The organism is Microbacterium sp. SS28 (genome assembly GCF_022761035.1).
Lineage (GTDB): Bacteria > Actinomycetota > Actinomycetes > Actinomycetales > Microbacteriaceae > Microbacterium.
This window is the reverse complement of record NZ_JAKWJP010000001.1, coordinates 794,855-810,453: the sequence shown is the minus strand read 5'-3', so window position 1 is coordinate 810,453 and position 15,599 is coordinate 794,855. Positions and strand designations below refer to the sequence as shown.

General features: G+C 72.6%; 14 protein-coding genes. 8 read left to right on the top strand and 6 right to left on the bottom strand.

Going from position 1 to position 15,599, the window contains the following annotated elements; genetic code table 11:
• Positions 1–116: 116 nt before the first annotated feature.
• The 3 genes from MJ607_RS03810 to MJ607_RS03800 are packed head-to-tail and all read right to left on the bottom strand — an operon-like array spanning position 117 to position 3,986.
• Positions 117–524: a glucose-6-phosphate dehydrogenase gene (locus MJ607_RS03810; RefSeq protein WP_243074199.1), complete on the bottom strand. Its 408-nt coding sequence runs from the start codon at positions 522–524 to the stop codon at positions 117–119.
• Positions 521–3,445 (bottom strand): ATP-binding cassette domain-containing protein, encoded by a 2,925-nt coding sequence (locus tag MJ607_RS03805; protein WP_243074198.1) that lies wholly within the window; start codon positions 3,443–3,445, stop codon positions 521–523. The genes MJ607_RS03810 and MJ607_RS03805 overlap by 4 nt, the downstream gene beginning before the upstream one ends.
• Before the next feature lie 4 nt (positions 3,446–3,449).
• Positions 3,450–3,986, bottom strand: a complete 537-nt coding sequence (locus MJ607_RS03800; protein WP_243074197.1) for a hypothetical protein — start codon at positions 3,984–3,986, stop codon at positions 3,450–3,452.
• An 80-nt stretch (positions 3,987–4,066) separates the two neighbouring features.
• Between MJ607_RS03800 and MJ607_RS03795 the strand changes: the two genes are divergently transcribed.
• The 3 genes from MJ607_RS03795 (at position 4,067) to MJ607_RS03785 (ending at position 7,201) form a co-directional block, all read left to right on the top strand.
• The gene (locus MJ607_RS03795) at positions 4,067–4,981 is read left to right on the top strand and encodes a 1,4-dihydroxy-2-naphthoyl-CoA synthase (RefSeq protein WP_308193792.1); all 915 of its coding nucleotides are present in this window, start codon (positions 4,067–4,069) and stop codon (positions 4,979–4,981) included.
• A gap of 4 nt (positions 4,982–4,985) precedes the next feature.
• Positions 4,986–6,140, top strand: coding sequence for an AMP-binding protein (locus MJ607_RS03790; RefSeq protein ID WP_243074196.1), 1,155 nt, complete (start codon positions 4,986–4,988; stop codon positions 6,138–6,140).
• Positions 6,141–6,220: 80 nt separating this feature from the next.
• Entirely contained in the window at positions 6,221–7,201 is a 981-nt protein-coding gene (locus MJ607_RS03785) for a 1,4-dihydroxy-2-naphthoate polyprenyltransferase (RefSeq protein ID WP_243074195.1), read from the top strand.
• 36 nt (positions 7,202–7,237) lie between these two features.
• On the opposite strand, the gene MJ607_RS03780 is transcribed toward MJ607_RS03785, so the two are convergent.
• Complete coding sequence (locus tag MJ607_RS03780) at positions 7,238–7,525, bottom strand: DUF4229 domain-containing protein (RefSeq protein WP_243074194.1); 288 nt, start codon at positions 7,523–7,525, stop codon at positions 7,238–7,240.
• A gap of 76 nt (positions 7,526–7,601) precedes the next feature.
• Between MJ607_RS03780 and MJ607_RS03775 the strand changes: the two genes are divergently transcribed.
• From MJ607_RS03775 to MJ607_RS03765, 3 genes are all read left to right on the top strand, one after another.
• On the top strand, positions 7,602–8,072 hold the full coding sequence (locus MJ607_RS03775; RefSeq protein ID WP_374238023.1) for a PLD nuclease N-terminal domain-containing protein: 471 nt from the start codon (positions 7,602–7,604) through the stop codon (positions 8,070–8,072).
• A gap of 107 nt (positions 8,073–8,179) precedes the next feature.
• Positions 8,180–9,934 (top strand): 2-succinyl-5-enolpyruvyl-6-hydroxy-3-cyclohexene-1-carboxylic-acid synthase, encoded by a 1,755-nt coding sequence (menD, locus tag MJ607_RS03770; RefSeq protein WP_243074521.1) that lies wholly within the window; start codon positions 8,180–8,182, stop codon positions 9,932–9,934.
• A 57-nt stretch (positions 9,935–9,991) separates the two neighbouring features.
• Positions 9,992–10,855 (top strand): PPK2 family polyphosphate kinase, encoded by an 864-nt coding sequence (locus MJ607_RS03765; protein WP_243074192.1) that lies wholly within the window; start codon positions 9,992–9,994, stop codon positions 10,853–10,855.
• A gap of 15 nt (positions 10,856–10,870) precedes the next feature.
• On the opposite strand, the gene MJ607_RS03760 is transcribed toward MJ607_RS03765, so the two are convergent.
• Both MJ607_RS03760 and MJ607_RS03755 read right to left on the bottom strand, forming a co-directional pair.
• Complete coding sequence (locus MJ607_RS03760) at positions 10,871–11,629, bottom strand: class I SAM-dependent methyltransferase (RefSeq protein WP_243074191.1); 759 nt, start codon at positions 11,627–11,629, stop codon at positions 10,871–10,873.
• 59 nt (positions 11,630–11,688) lie between these two features.
• The gene (locus MJ607_RS03755) at positions 11,689–14,001 is read right to left on the bottom strand and encodes a fibronectin type III domain-containing protein (RefSeq protein ID WP_243074190.1); all 2,313 of its coding nucleotides are present in this window, start codon (positions 13,999–14,001) and stop codon (positions 11,689–11,691) included.
• 303 nt (positions 14,002–14,304) lie between these two features.
• On the opposite strand from MJ607_RS03755, the gene MJ607_RS03750 reads away from it, so the two are divergent.
• Both MJ607_RS03750 and MJ607_RS03745 read left to right on the top strand, forming a co-directional pair.
• Positions 14,305–14,670 carry a PadR family transcriptional regulator gene (locus MJ607_RS03750; RefSeq protein ID WP_243074189.1) on the top strand — a complete coding sequence of 122 codons (366 nt, stop codon included), beginning with the start codon at positions 14,305–14,307 and terminating at the stop codon, positions 14,668–14,670.
• Positions 14,667–15,557 (top strand): permease prefix domain 1-containing protein, encoded by an 891-nt coding sequence (locus MJ607_RS03745; RefSeq protein WP_243074188.1) that lies wholly within the window; start codon positions 14,667–14,669, stop codon positions 15,555–15,557. The genes MJ607_RS03750 and MJ607_RS03745 overlap by 4 nt, the downstream gene beginning before the upstream one ends.
• Positions 15,558–15,599: the final 42 nt, after the last annotated feature.

Below are 15,599 nucleotides of genomic sequence, written 5' to 3'. Positions count from 1 at the left end.
GGGGGCACCGCGACCTGTCTCGCCTGCGGCGGATGGCCGGTGTGCCTCGCGTCGACCAGCCGGATGCCGCCGGTGAACCCCGCCCGCCCGCGGGTGCCCCGCAGCGCGGGTCCGGGTCAGATCTGGGTGCCGCAGATGCCGCAGGCGCCCGTCGCCGAGACCTCTACGAAGCAGTTCGGGCACATCGCCCGCACGCGGTCCTGGGGGGCCGTCGGACGGCGCACGGGGGCAGGACGCTCGGCGGCGGTGCGCCGCGGCGCGCGACCCGGTGCTGTGGAGACGGATGCCGCGACCGGGCGCGGCGCGGGGGCCGGCTTGTGCTGCGCGCAGTAGAAGCGCACGAAGCCGCCGTGGTGCTTGGGATGCTGATGCTTGACGGCCCACAGCTCCCTGCGCGGGAGCGGCTCGGAGTCCGCGCCGCAGCCGACGCAGCGCGCGTCGTCGCCCGGCGCGAGATCCGCCACCAGGACGGGGGTCTCGAACGGGAGGGAGTCCCGCCAATCGGCACTCGCGACGATCTTCACGGCGTTCCCTTCCTCGGGCTCCGAGTGGAGGCCCTCATCAAGTCTGCCTGATCGTGGCTGGATGTCGACCGTGCTATGGAAGCGATGAACGGCGTCACGGGCTTGGCGCGGCGCAGGGATGCGAGCACGGCGCGGCCCACCACGAGGAGTCCGATCGTCGTCGTGACGGCGCGCAGCGTGTCCCATGTGAGCGTCGAGGTCACGAGCGAGTACACGAGGAAGCTCGCGAGGTTCTGCGCGACCGGCGCTCCGGCTTCGTACGAGATTCCGGTCTGCGTTCCGACGGCGAAGGGCCAGAACCACAGGTTCATGATGAGACCGAACACGTACGACGCCACGACGCCGTAGACGATGAGCATCGCGATCTCGCAGCCGCGGGAAGCGCGCCGGGGCAGCAGCCCCGCGCCCGCGCCGACCCACGCGCACGCGAACATCTGGAAAGGCGTCCACGGGCCGATCCCGCCCCACATGATCGACGAGAGCGCGATCGTCAGCACGCCGAGCAGGAGGCCGAAGCGGGCGCCGAGCACGCGCCCCGCGAGGATCAGCAGGATGAAGACGGCTTCCACCCCGCCGACGCCCGTCCCGACGATGCGGATCGCGGCGCCGATCGCGGCGAGAATGCCGAGCAGCGCGAGCGTGTGCGCCGAGCGCACGGTGCCGTCGAGCGAGGCCAGCACGACGATGACGGCGAGCGGTGCGAGCGCGATCGCGGCGAACGGCACGGCCGCCTGCGCCTGCGCGGGCACCGCCATCGCAGCGAAAGGCCAGCAGAAGGCGGCGAGGGCGACGAGATTCGCCGCGAGCAGCGCGAGCGTCGCCCGGGACGGTCGCCCCCTCCACCCGTTCGCGCCGGCGCGGTCCCGGCGGGTTGGCCTCCGCAACTCCGGATCCGTCTCGTGCGTCGGGCTCTCAACCTGCGGAACGGCGCGCCGGAGCCGATGCGCGTCATCCGTTTCTCCGGAGTTGTGAACGGGCGCGGACGGCTCCGGCCGGGCGAGCCTCGTGCCGACCACGAGGTCGCCGAGCCGCCCTTCCACGAGGGGCAGGATGCCGTCCGCGAGCGCCGCCGCGAAGTCCGCGTCGTGCGTCGCGACGAGCACCGCCGCGCCCTCGTCCGCGAGCCGCGCGAGCGCCCGCGCGACGACATCCCTCGAGTGCGGATCGAGCCCCCGCGTCGGCTCGTCGATGAGGAGCACTCGCGGGTCGGACGCGAGCTGCACCGCGAGCGCGAGGCAGCGGCGCTCGCCGGAGGACAGATCGAGCGGATGCCGCGCGAGCCGTGCCTCGAGCGCGGGGGCGTCGAGGCCCAGCAGCTCGGCGAAGCGCCGCTGCGTCGCCTGGGCCGGGGCGTGCACACGCCGATCCGCCCGTCGGCACTCGGCTGCGACGGAGTCGCGCACGAAGAGGTCGTCCGAGGCGTCGGGGACGAGCGCGACGCCGCCCGTCGCGCGCCGCGTGGTGACGGCCTCGCCGTCGACGGTGACGCGGGCGGCGGCATCCGGAATCGCGATCGCGGCGAGCAGACTCGACTTGCCCGCTCCGTTCGGCCCGACGAGCGCCGTGATCCGACCCGCACGCAGCGCGAAGCTCGCGTCGCGGACGGCGACGCCGGCGCGGTGCCGCACCGTGAGGTCCTGCACCGTCAGCACTTCGGCGCCGGTGCCCGGCTCGCGGGCAGCCCGCGGCGCGAGCGGCGCTCCCTCGACGTCAGGCGAGGAGGACTCGCGCAGGGTGCCCCCCATGAGCGTGAGGCGGCGGTCGGCGACGCCCTCGAACTCGGCCGCGCGATGCTCCGCGACGACGACGCACACGCCCGCGTCGTGGGCGAGCGCGCCCAGGAGGTCGACGATCCGCCGGCGGTACTCCTCGTCGAGATCGGCGAGCGGCTCGTCGACGAGCAGCAGGATCGGATGCTCGACGATCGCGGCGGCGATCGCGACGAGCGTCGCCTCGCCCGCCGAGAGTCCGCGGAGCCGCCGCGTGAGCAGGGGACGGATGCCGGTGGCCGAGGCCGCCTCGTCCACGCGCGCTGCGACGATGACGGGTGCGACGCCGCGCAGCTCGAGCGCGAGTCCCAGCTCGTCGCGGACGCTCTCTGTCGCGAACGCCTCGCGCGGCTGCTGCAGGACGACGCCGACGCGCTGCGCCGTGTCGCGCGGGGGCACGGCGACGCGGGAGTGCCCCACGACGTCGAGCGTGCCCGCGATCGAGCCGCCGTCGAGGTGCGTCAGCAGGCCGCTGAGTCCCCGGAGGACCGTGGACTTGCCCGATCCGGTCGGGCCCGAGACGACAGTGAGCGTCCCGGGGGCGAGCGCGAGGTCGTCGATCGTGACGGCGCTCGCGGCGCCCGCGTGCGCGAGCACGGCGCCGCGCGCGACGACGGGAGCCTCGCAGGCGCCCAGCACCGACGTCCCCGCGAAGCCGCGGAGCTCGAGGGCCGCCGCGACGGCTGTCGCGCGCGCGAGGGTGCGCTCGAGCACGGGCGCGAGCAGGCGTGCGCCGCCCCGCTCACCGCGTAGGCGCTGCGCGAACCGCACCGAGCGGACAGCGTCCGTGAGCGCGGGGAGCGTCCCCCACGCGACGGCGAGCGTCCGCGCGATGCCCCGCAGGGGACCGCGTCGCGACCCGCGCGCGAACAGCCGCGGCAGGTCGAGCAGGGCGTTGATCAGCCCGAAGGCGAGGATCGTGAGGGCGATCGGGATCGCGCTGGCCGCCGCATCCCACAGTCCGCCGGTCGTGACGGGGCCGAAGAGCACGACGTGCGCGAAGGGCGGGGGCAGCCGCACTTCGGGCAGCGGCAGCAGGACGGCGCCCGCGCCGTCGGCGCCGTGGAAGAGGACGCGGTAGACGACCCGGACCGCGACGAAGCCTGCGGCGAGAGCCGCCGCGGCTCGCAGGGGTCCGGGTCGGAACGTCATGGCGTCACGAGGTGGGCGCTGCGGGCTCGCCGTTCAGGCTGAACAGCAGCGCGAGGCTCTCGCCGGGCTGCAGCTGCTGCGTAGAGAGGCCCTCCTGGGCGTACTCCCACTCGCCGCCCTCGGGCTGCACCCACAGCGACCAGTACGCGAAGGCGGCGGGCATCGACTCGCACTTCTCGAAGTAGTCCGAGCCGTCCTCGGCGGTCAGCGCGTAGTCCTCGGCGGGCACGCCGTCGACGCGGCAGACGACCTGGTCGCCGTACTCGTCAGTCCCCTCGGTCGTGACACCGAGCTCCGCGAGGGCATCGGCGGCGACGATCGCCTCGTCGGTTTCGACGCACGCCTTCTGCGACGGGTCGTCGTCGAGCTCGAGCACGCTCGCGTCGACGACGATCGTGACGCCCGCGCAGTCGCCCGAGGCGGGCGAGGGGGTCGTGTCGGCGGTGGGGTCCGAGGCGGTCGGAGTGGACGAGCAGGCGGCGAGGGTCAGCAGAAGAGCGGCAGCGGAGGCCGCGGCGAAGGTGCGGAAAGTCGAGGTCACGCTTCCAGGCTAGAGTGCGGCGCCCTCCGCGTCCGGTCGTGTGACGCCCGCCCGGGCCCGCCCCGCCGTAGGCTGGCCGGGTGCCAGTCTCGGAGCTCTTCGACGAGGCGGAATGGATGCCGGCACCCGGCGCCGACGCCTACACCGACATCACGTCCCACCTCTCGCGTGACGGGCGCATCGCCCGCATCGCGTTCGATCGCCCCGAGGTGCGCAACGCGTTCCGTCCGCACACGGTCGACGAGCTGTACCGCGCCCTCGACCTCGCTCGCCAGAACCCGCGCGTCGGCGTCGTCCTGCTGACGGGCAACGGCCCGAGCGCGAAGGACGGCGGCTGGGCGTTCTGCTCGGGCGGCGACCAGCGCATCCGCGGACGCGATGGCTACAAGTACTCCGAGTCTGCGGATTCGGTCGCTGAGCTTGCCGAAACACCTGCCCGCGCCGGCCGCCTGCACATCCTCGAGGTGCAGCGGCTCATCCGCTTCATGCCCAAGGTCGTCATCGCGGTCGTCCCCGGCTGGGCGGCGGGCGGCGGCCACTCGCTGCACGTCGTGTGCGACCTCACGATCGCGAGCGCCGAGCACGGGCGGTTCAAGCAGACCGACGCCGACGTGGGGTCGTTCGACGCGGGCTACGGCTCGGCCTACTTCGCGCGCCAGATCGGTCAGAAGTTCGCGCGCGAGGTCTTCTTCCTCGCGGAGGAGTACTCCGCGCAGCGCGCGCACGAGATGGGTGCCGTCAACCGCGTCGTGCCGCACGCCGACCTCGAACGCGAGGCGATCGGGATGGCCCGCACGATCCTCACGAAGTCGCCGACCGCGATCCGCATGCTCAAGTTCGCCTTCAACGCGGTCGACGACGGGCTCGTCGGCCAGCAGGTGTTCGCGGGCGAGGCGACGCGCCTCGCGTACGGCACCGACGAAGCCGTCGAGGGGCGCGACTCGTTCCTCGAGAAGCGCGACCCCGACTGGTCGCCGTACCCGTGGCAATTCTGAGGTCATGAGACTCGAACCCGTCATCGGCGACGACCCCCGCGACATCCTGCGCGGACTGAAAGCGGCCATCCACGGCGCCGGTCCCGCGCTGGGTCTCGGCATGGTGCGCGCGATGCCGGGCACCGTCCGGGCGGGAGCCGCCGTCGTCGTGACGACCTCCGGCTCGACGGGCGTGCCCAAGAGCGTCGTCCTGAGCCGCAGCGCCCTCACGGCGAGCGCCCTCGCGACGGCGGCCCGCATCGGCGAGGGCGCGTGGCTGCTCGCGCTCCCCGCGAGCTACGTCGCGGGGCTGCAGGTGCTCGTGCGCGCGATCGTCTCGGGTCGCGAGCCGGCGATCCTGAGCGGCTCCTTCTCGCCGCAGGCGTTCGCGGCCGCGGCGCTCACGATGGCCTCGAGCGAAGGCGGCGTCCGCGTACCGACGTACACGTCGCTCGTGCCGGCGCAGCTCCTGCGCCTCCTCGACGCCGCCGAGCAGGATGCCGCGGTCGGCGCCGCGCTGCGGTCGTTCGAGCGGATCCTCGTCGGGGGCCAGGCGCTCCCTCCGGTCGTGCTCGAGCGCGCGCAGTCGGCCGGTGCCCGCATCGTCCGGACCTACGGCTCGACCGAGACGAGCGGCGGGTGCGTCTACGACGGCGAGCCGCTAGACCGCGTCGGCGTGCGCATCGTCGAGGGCGAGGTGCAGATCACAGGCCCGACGCTCGCCGACGGCTACCTCGGGGATCCGGATGGGACGGATGCCGTCTTCCGCCGCGACGACGCGGGACGCCGCTGGTACCGCACGGGTGACGCCGGCATCCTCGAGGACGGCGTGCTGCGCGTGCGGGGCCGCCTCGACAACGTCATCGTCTCGGGCGGGGTCAACATCTCGCTCGACCGCGTCGAGAAGGTCGTGCGATCGGTGCCGGGACTTGCAGGGGCCGTCGTGGTGGGGGTGCCCGATGCGCGCTGGGGTGAGGCATCCGTCATCGTCGCCCCCCGCGGCGAAGCCCTCCGGCGCAGCGAGTCGGTGCAGCTCGACGAGGCCCGGTCGGCCGTGGTCTCCGAGATCGGCGCGCACGCGCGGCCGTCCCGGCTTGTGCTCGTCGACGAGCTCGCGACGCTCCCCTCGGGAAAGCCCGATCGCGAGGCGATCCGCCGCGCCGTCGCGACGCTGCGCTGAGCCTCGATCCTCGCGGAGGCGGGATGTCGCGCACGGGGGTTGCGCGGCGCGCATCGGTGCGGCATCTAGGATGTGTGCTCGTGGCAGGCACCCCCAGCAAGAACCGCAAGAGCGCGGGACCGAAGAAGCAGCCCTCGCGGGGCAACCCGCAGAAGGTGCACGAGTCGCGCGACCCCCGTCGCATCGAGAAGGCGAAGCCGATCGACTGGATCGGCGCCGCGCGACTGCGGACCCTGCCGCTCGCCGTCACGCCCATCCTCATCGGCACGGGCGCCGCCCATCTCGTCGACGGGCTCTTCCACTGGGTCATCGCCCTGTTCTGCCTCATCGTGTCGGTGAGCCTGCAGATCGGCGTCAACTACGCCAACGACTACAGCGACGGCATCCGCGGCACCGACGACTTCCGCGTCGGTCCCGCGCGACTGACCGCCTCCCGCAAGGCCCAGCCGCGCACGGTGCTGACGGTCGCGCTCGCGTTCTTCGGCATCGCGGCGGTCGCGGGCCTCGCGATCGTCGTGCGCACGGGGCAGTGGTGGCTCCTCGCCGTCGGTGCCGTGTGCATCGTCGCGGCCTGGTTCTACACCGGCGGCAAGCGCCCCTACGGGTACTACGGGCTCGGCGAGGTCTTCGTCTTCGTGTTCTTCGGGCTCGTCGCGACGGCGGGCACGGCGTACGTCCAGGTGCTCTCGGTGCCGCAGGAGGCGTGGTTCGGGGGAGTCGGCGCGGGTCTGCTCGCGTGCGCCGTGCTGCTGGCCAACAACCTCCGCGACATCGATCAGGACCGCGCGGCGCACAAGCGCACGCTCACGGTGCTCATCGGCCGCCGCTGGACCCGCATCCTCTTCACGGTCTTCGTGCTCGCGCCGTTCGGGATCGCGGCGTTCCTCGCGGTGTTCTACCCGATCGCGTGGCTGACCCTCATGGCGCTGCTCGCGGTGCTCCCCGCGATCCTCATCGTGTGGACCTACCGCCTGCCGAAGGAGCTCCTCGTCGCGCTCGCGCTCACGTCGCTCACGTCGATCGCGTACGGCGGCGCGCTGCTCTGGGCCTTCATCGGCTGACGTCCGCGCCCGGCGCACACGCCCGGCGACGGGGGCTCAGGCCTTGTCGCCCGTCCCGTCCGCGGCGTCGGCCGCGGCATCCTCCGCGTCCTCATCGCGGGGACCGCGACGCGACCGCGCCCGGCGCTCGGCGAGCCCCGCCGACACCTCGTCGAGGGGGCGCCGCAGGAACAGGAGCGAGAGGCTCAGCCCGATGAGCGCCGCGAAGAGCGCCGCGAGCCAGTACAGCTCGCGGAAGACGGGGAAGAGCATGAGGATCGCGAACGGCACGAAGAACGCGAGCAGCCGCATCACCGTGTAGAAGAGGGCGGAGCGGGCTTTCACACCCTCATCCTAAATCGGCGAGTCCGCGGGCCCCGGTTCGGGCGGACCCAGGCCATGTCCAGCCCACGCGCCTAGGATGGGGGTTGTGCCGAGGGTGCTGCTGATTCTGGCCCTGGTGTTGACCGCGTTCTGGGTCTTCACCATCGTCGACTGCGCCGTGCAGCCTGCCATCCGGCATCGCGGCGTATCCAAGCCCGTCTGGATCCTCATCGTGGTCCTGCTTCCCGTCCTGGGCGGCATCCTGTGGCTTGTCATCGGGCGCTCGCGCGTCAGCGCGGCGAGCGTTCGTCGCGCGCCCGACGACGACCCCGAATTCCTGGGCAACATCCGCGCCGTGAGCGATCAGGACGAGCGCATCCGCCGCCTCGAAGAAGAGCTCGCGCTTCTCGATGCCGAGGATGACGACCCGCGCTGGACTCCGCCCGCAGCGGGCGCCGCGCCGGCCGAGTCGGCGACCGGAACGGCCTCGCCGCCCGAGCCGAAGACCCGCGGGGGAGCCCCCGAAGCCGACGACGACACCCGCGGTCAGCGCGGCGCCGCCGGCTGACCGTGGATCCCGAAGCCGACGGCGAGCGCGCCGTCGCGACGCCCGACGAGCCGTCGCCCGATCCGCGCCCCACCCCGTCACCCGCGACCGACGCCGCCGCGGCGCTCCTGGGCGCTCTCGTCGACGAGGGCGTCCGCCATATCGTCCTCAGCCCCGGCTCCCGCTCGCAGGCGCTCGCACTCGTCGCCGCCGAGCTCGAACGGCGCGGCATCCTGTCTCTTCACGTCCGCACGGACGAGCGCGTCGCGGGCTTCACGGCGCTCGGCATCGGCCGTGAGACCGGGATGCCGGCGGCCGTCGTCTGCACGTCGGGCACCGCCGTCGCGAACCTGCTGCCGGCCTCGCTCGAGGCGCACCACGCGGGCGTCCCGCTGCTGCTGCTGACGGCCGACCGCCCGCCCGAGCTGCGCGGCGTCGGGGCCAACCAGACGACGCGCCAGCCCGGGATGTTCTCGCCGAGCGTGCGCCTCGAGGCGGATCTGCCCGTGCCCGAACAGACCGACCCCGAGGGCGGCGCCGAGCAGAGCCTCATGCTGCGCGACGTCGCGGCGCAGGCCGTCGCCGCGGCGCTCGGCGCCGGCACGCGCTCGCCGGGGCCCGTGCACCTCAACCTGCCGTTCCGCGAGCCGCTCGCGGGCGACCTTCCGGACTGGCTCTCGACCCCCGTCGTCGAGCTCACAGCGCTTCCCGCCGACGATCCGGATGCTGCGCCCGTCGAGCCCGAACCCGAGGCGGATCCCTCGGGAGCCCTGTACCAGGGCGGCGGCGGCATCGGCGAGGCCGACCTTCCGATCGAGCCCGAGGACAGGCCCGTCCTCCTTCCGCGCGGCCCGCGCACCGTCGTCATCGCGGGATCCGGCGCGGGACCGGATGCCGAGGCCCTCGCCCATGCGGGTGGCTGGCCGCTCATCGCCGAGATCGTCAGCGGAGCCCGCTTCGGCCGGCAGGTCGTGCACGGGTACCGCGCGCTCGTCGCCGATCCCGAGCTGGGCGGACGCATCGAGCGCGTCGTCGTCCTCGGGCACCCCACGCTGAGCCGCGAGACGGCGGCGCTTCTGTCGGATCCCGAGGTCGAGGTGCTCGCCCTCCGCGGACCCGGCGAGCCCCTCAACCTCAACGGCGCCACGACGCCGCTCGACACGGTGGGCGTCGAGCCCGGCGAACCCGACAGCGAGTGGCTCGGCCTGTGGATGCGGGCTTCGCGCGCGGCATCCGTCGACCTGTCTCCCGCCGCCCCCGACGCGGACGGCCTCTCGTCGGCCGTCCCGAGCGAGCGCCTGGGCGCGATCGCCGCAGAGCTCGGCGCGATCCGCGCGCCCGTCGACCGCGAGGCGCTCGTCGACGCCGTCTGGCGCGCGACGTGGCCGCACGACCGGCTCGTGTTCGGCTCGTCGCGGCTCGTGCGGGTCGCCGACGCGGTCCTCGGCGGCAAGAAGGTCCCCGTGCACGCCAACCGCGGCCTCGCGGGCATCGACGGCACCATCGCGACGGCGTTCGGCATCGCGGTCGCGAGCCAGGACGGCGGGCGCCCGGGCGTCACGCGAGTCGTCCTCGGCGATCTCGCCTTCCTGCACGACGTCGGCGGACTGCTGCTCGCGGCCGGCGAGACCCCGCCGCGCCTCCAGGTGATCGTCGGCAACGACGGCGGCGGCACGATCTTCGACGGCCTCGAGGTGGCGGGTGTCGCGGGGGAGGACGCGATGGACCGCGTCCTGTACACGCCGCACCGGGCCGATCTCGAACAGCTCGCGCTCGCCTACGGGTGGGAGTACGAGCGCGTCACGACGCGCACGGCGCTCGACCAGGCGCTCACGTCGGCGACGACCGGCTGTCGCATCATCGAGGTCCCGCTCCCGCGCTGACCCCGACTCGCTCGGTTCATCATGGCGGCGCGGATGGCCGTGAGCCAGGATGAGGGGATGACGGCAGAGAGTCAGAAGTACTGGACGGGCGATCCGTCCGAGCTGCTGCGGGTGGGCGAGGGATTCCGGCTCGACGAGCTCGATCCGGAATCGACCCCGGGCTACGAGGGCGGCAAGTCGAAGGGCGCCGAAGATCTCACGTCGGGCGCCGCCGAGCTCGACGAGCTGCAGGAGCGTCTCTTCGCCCGAAGCCGCACCGAGGTGACGGACGCCTCCGTGCTGCTCGTCCTGCAGGCGATGGACTCGGCGGGCAAGGGCGGGATCATCCGCCACGTCGTCGGCTCGGTCGACCCGCAGGGCGTCGAGCTCGCGGCCTTCAAGAAGCCGAGCGAGGAGGAGCTCGCGCACGACTTCCTGTGGCGCATCCGGAAGCGGCTCCCCGAGCCCGGCTTCATCGGCGTCTTCGACCGCTCCCACTACGAGGACGTCCTCATCGCGCGCGTGCGCGGATTCGCGCCGCCCGAAGAGATCGAGCGTCGGTACGACGCGATCAACGACTTCGAGAAGAAGACGACGGATGCCGGCACCCGCGTCGTGAAGGTCATGCTGCACATCTCGTCCGACGAGCAGAAGTCCCGCCTCATGCGGCGGCTCGAGCGTCCCGACAAGCACTGGAAGTACAACCCGGGCGACGTCGACGAGCGCCTGCTGTGGCCGAAGTACATGGAGGCGTACCAGATCGCGATCGAGCGGACGTCGACGGATGCCGCTCCCTGGCACGTCATCCCCGCGAACCGCAAATGGTTCGCGAGGGTCGCGGTGCAGGCGCTGCTGCTCGCCGCGCTCGAGGAGATCAACCCGAAGTGGCCGCTCGCGACGTTCGACGTCGAGGCCGAGAAGGCGCGGCTCGCCGCGAGCTGACGCGCGCCCGCGAGCTCAGGCGCGGCCGCGCACGGCCCAGGCCGTGACGCCCACCGTGAACGGGCCGGTCGGGAAGAGCCGCTGCGCTGCCTCGCGGACGCGCTCGCGCGCTTCCTGATCGAGCGCGGCGAGCTGCTTCCCCGCGGGAGCGACGCCGAGCGTGTACGGCTGCCACCAGTCGTCGAACCCGTCGAACGACTGAACGATGCCGACCTCACCCTCGACAACGTCGGTGCAGCCGGCCTCGCGCAGAAAGGCACCCAGCTGCCCTCGCCCCGCGCCGGCCCGGTCGCTCTCGTCGTCGGCGGATCCCGTCGCCTCGCGGAGCGCCGCGAAGAAGCGCGACTGCGGCGCGCGACCGCCTTCGAAGTCCCACACGCAGGCCGCGACGACACCGCCGGGACGCGTGACCCGCACCATCTCGCGGACGCCGGCGGCGGCATCCGTCATGAAATGCACGACGAGCTGGGCGAGCGTCGCGGCGAAGACATGGTCGTCGAAGGGCAGCTCCTCGGCGTGCCCGTGGCGCACGTCCGCCCAGGGGAAACGCGCGGCCGCCGCGGCGGCGAAGCTCGCTGACGGGTCGACTGCTGCGACCTCTGTCTCGCCGAAGCGCCGCACGAGCACAGCCGTCAGGGCGCCGGGGCCACAGCCGACGTCGAGTGCGCGGCCGCCCTCGGGCAGCACGGCGAAGGCGGCGAACTCCTCCGCGAGGGGGATCGAGTAGCGGCCCATGAAGGCGTCGTACGCGGCGGCGGGCACCTCGAACGTCATGCGCGCGAGTGTAGGCCTGGGCGGCCGTCGCCGGTAGGTCCCCCGGAGCGGCGCCCGTGTCAGTCGAGTCCCGGGACGACGACCGGCGATCGCCGATCGACCGTGGTCCCGTCGCCGAGCTGCCCCACCTCGTTGACTCCCCACGCGTACGCGCGCCCGTCGGCTGTCACTCCCAGCGAGTGTTCCCCACTGACGGCCACCGCCACGAAGTTCGTGGCGCCGAGCACCTGGACCGGCGATCCCTTTCCGAGGGTCGTGCCGTCGCCGAGCTGGCCCCGGCTGTTGCGGCCGAACCCGTACGCGCGCCCGTCGGCCGTCACCACGAGCGAGTGGAAGGCGGCGGCGCTGGAGACGCCACCGGTGATGCCGGGGATCAGTGCGGGCGTCGAGCGGTCGGTTCTGTTGCCGAGGCCGAGCTGACCGTCCATGTTGCCGCCCCACGAATAGACCCGCCCGTCCGCGGCGATGGCCAGCGTGTGAGAGCCGCCCGCCGTGGCCGAGACGATCGAGGGGAGTCCAGAGACCTGCGCCGGCGAGTAGCGCCCCGGGTTGCCGTCGCCGAGACCTCCGTCCGGGAAGTATCCCCAGTTGTACAGCCGTCCATCCTCGGTGACCGCCACGGTGTGGCTGTAGTTCGTGCTCACCGAGATCGCATCGGTGATGCCGGGGACCACGACGGGGGTGGGGCGGTTCGTGTCGGTTCCGTCGCCGAGCGCGCCCTCGACGTTGTCACCCCACGCGTAGATGCGCCCGTCCGCCGAAAGCGCGAGCGAGTGCTCGAGACCGGCGGTCACCGCGACCGCGTCAGTGATTCCGGCGACGAGCACGGGAGAGAGCCGGCCGGTGGTGGTGCCGTCACCGAGTTGGCCCTTCAGGTTGGCGCCCCACCCGTAGATGCGCCCGTCCTCTGTGAGCGCGAGCGAGTAGGACTGGCCGGCCGCGACCGCGACGGCGCCGGTGATCCCAGGGACGACGACGGGTGAGCGTCGCTCAACGGTGGTCCCGTCGCCGAGCTGCCCGACGCGGTTGCTGCCCCACGCGAAGACACGCCCGTCCGCAGTGACCGCGAGCGAGTGGTCGCTGCCGGCGGCGACCGCGACGACGGTTCCTTCTCCCATGGGCACCGTCAGCGGCTCGCTCGTGACCGACTTCGTCGGATAGCCCGGCTTCTCGCCGGTCGCCGTCACAGAGATGGCCCTGCCGGCATCGTCCGCGACGACGGTGTAGCTGCTTCCGGTGGCGCCCGCGATCGGCACGCCGTTGCGGTTCCACTGGTAGCTCAGCGTGACCGGCGCAGGCCACCAGGCGCCGGGTGTCGCCGTCAGAGTGGATCCGACGGCGGGCTCTCCCACGATGACGGGTGTCTCGCCGTGGAGCAGACCCAGCGGGGTTGTGACCTGCACCGTGGCAGCGGGACCCACGCCGACCGCGTTGACCGCGACGATGCTGAGGTCGTAGGTCTTTCCGTACGAGAGTGTGATGTCGCGCCACCACGTGACTCCGGCGGGGATGACATAGGTCACGGCGGGCTCGATGCCGTCGGCGGGGCGCGTGATCCGATACTCCGTGACGGGGGATCCTCCATCGGAGGCCGGCGCCGACCAGTACAGCCTCGCGACGCGCCCGGAATCATCGAGGACCGCTTGCAGATTGCGCGGAGCGCCGGGAACGCTGTAGACGGATGCCGCCACCGGCGCCGTGGCTGCGCTCGTCCTCGACGTCGAGGCATATCCGGCCTTGGACCCGGTGACCTGCACCTTGAGGGTCTTGCCGAGGTCCTCGGGCTTCGGCACGTAGGTCCGCGAATCCGCTCCCGTGATCGCCGAACTCCCGCGGAACCACTGGTAGGCGTACGTGAGGGGCTGCGGGCCCCACGCCCCAGGCTCGGCCGTGAGGGTCGACGCGACGCGCACGTCGCCCATTATCGTGGGCGTCGCCGCTGTGAGGGTGCCCGTGGCCATCGTGACCGACGCCGTCCTCGCGGGGCCGCTGCCCACGGCGTTGAGCGGGATGACGGCGACGATGAAGACGCTTCCCGGGGCGAGGTTCGTGAAGGTCCGGGAACGGATGCCGGGTCCCACCGTCGTGGATCCGATGCTGGGCCCGCCGGTGCTGAGCCGCACGAGACGGTACCCCGTGATGGGGGAGCCCCCGTCGCTCGTGGGCGGCTTCCACGTCACCGTCGCGGTGCGGGCCGCGTCGTCCTTCGTGGCCGCGACGCTCGTCGCCGGGCCGGGGATCGTCGCGGTCGCCGACGCGGGGACGCGCGCCACCGCCGCCGCCTGAGCGGCGCTGGGCACCGCCGCCACGAGGAGCACCGCGGCCACGATGGCAGCGAGCAGAGAGCTGAGTCGTGCGAATCGCCTGGTCATGACGAACCCCCATCCGTCGAAGGTGCCGTCACTGCCACTGACGCGAACATCGGTCGACGATCAGCGGAGCGCACGGCACGTGAGGTGGTGCAGAAGAGCGAGGTCGAGTGAGCCCATCCCGGAACGGATGGGCCGATGGAGCCGATGGAGCACTCAGCGCCTCGCGGGTGCCGAGTGCTCCCGAAGCTAGCAGAGTCGCGCGCTCCTCTGTGAAGAGCGTCCGGGCGGGTAATCGATCTCATGACTCGGGGCGTAGCAAAGATGCCTTTCTCAACAAGTACTTGACGTGATACAGTACTTGCCATGACACAGGACGACGCTTTCGCAGCCGATCTGCTGCGCGGGCACACCGACACGATCGTGCTCGGCGTGCTCCGCCAGACCGACAGCTACGGCTTCGAGATCTACAAGGCGATCCGCGAGGCGACCGGCGGCGACCACGAGATCAAAGAAGCCACGCTCTACGCGACCTACCGCCGTCTCGAGAAGGACGGCCTCGTCGAGTCCTACTGGGGCGACGAGACGCAGGGTGGCCGCCGCAAGTACTACCGCATCACCGACGCAGGCCGAGCCGTCTACCGCTCGAAGGTCGCGGCCTGGGTCGCGACCCGCCGCATCATCGACACCCTCCTGAATGTCAACGACACCGCCGTGAAGGAACAGCCATGAACACCGACATCCACCGCCTTCTCGACGACGCGTTCCGCAGCGTCGACATGACGCCCGACGCACAGGACCTCAAAGAGGAGGTGCGCGCCAACCTCGTCGCCCGCGTCGAAGAGCTCGAGGCCGCGGGCGTCGCCCCGGCGACTGCCGCGCAGCGCGCGATCGCCGAGCTCGGCGATGTGCGCGATCTTCTGGGGGAGACGGATGCCGCGTCCCCCGCGGCCGAGCGCGAGACGGCGCAGGCGGCCTTCCTGCGGCACCGCGTGCGTCCCAAGACCGGCTTCGTCGTGCGGGTCGTCGTGTGGTCGCTCCTGCTCGTCATCGGACTCGTGCTCGTCGTCCTCGGCGCGACCGAGGTGCTCCCCATCCCGGGCGGCGCCCAGATCGGGCTGCTCGGACTCGCCGCGACGGCGCTCGGCATGCTCGTCGGCGACTCGCTCGCGCAGGAGACCACGACGAACCATCCGATGCCCTCCGCACGCGCGGGCGGGTACGGCCTCGCGAGCTTCCTCGCGCTCTACGGACTCGGCTTCGGCGGGCTCGTCGCGCTCGGCGTCCTCCCGATGTGGTGCGTCGTGTTCTCGGCGCTCGGGGTGATCGCCTCGATCATCCTGTTCGCCTTCCTCGGCGCGAGCCAGACCAATCGCAAGAAGGCCTGGACGCGCACGCAGTGGCAGGACCACGTCAGCAACCGCTTCGAGGAAGAGCCCGAGACCGCCGCGCGGTTCGGCATCTACACGGCAGTCATCTGGACCGTCACGTTCGCCGTCATCGTCGTGCTCGTCTTCACGGTCGGCTGGTGGTGGGCGCCGCTCGCCTTCGTCGGCGGCTTCGCGACGATGCTGATCGTGCTCGCACGCATGCTCTTCGGTCCCCGCAAGACCGCCTGATCCGGCGCGGCGTCGCGCCGCACAGTTCGACCCATCAAGAAG

Bases quoted from the DNA above. Each gene is read 5' to 3' on its own strand.
- MJ607_RS03805 (WP_243074198.1), bottom strand. From the start codon at position 3,445: ATGACGTTCCGACCCGGACCCCTGCGAGCCGCGGCGGCTCTCGCCGCA.
- MJ607_RS03790 (WP_243074196.1), top strand. From the start codon at position 4,986: ATGAGACTCGAACCCGTCATCGGCGACGACCCCCGCGACATCCTGCGC.
- MJ607_RS03775 (WP_374238023.1), top strand. From the start codon at position 7,602: ATGGGGGTTGTGCCGAGGGTGCTGCTGATTCTGGCCCTGGTGTTGACC.
- MJ607_RS03765 (WP_243074192.1), top strand. From the start codon at position 9,992: ATGACGGCAGAGAGTCAGAAGTACTGGACGGGCGATCCGTCCGAGCTG.
- MJ607_RS03760 (WP_243074191.1), bottom strand. From the start codon at position 11,629: ATGACGTTCGAGGTGCCCGCCGCCGCGTACGACGCCTTCATGGGCCGC.
- MJ607_RS03755 (WP_243074190.1), bottom strand. From the start codon at position 14,001: ATGACCAGGCGATTCGCACGACTCAGCTCTCTGCTCGCTGCCATCGTG.
- MJ607_RS03750 (WP_243074189.1), top strand. From the start codon at position 14,305: ATGACACAGGACGACGCTTTCGCAGCCGATCTGCTGCGCGGGCACACC.
- MJ607_RS03745 (WP_243074188.1), top strand. From the start codon at position 14,667: ATGAACACCGACATCCACCGCCTTCTCGACGACGCGTTCCGCAGCGTC.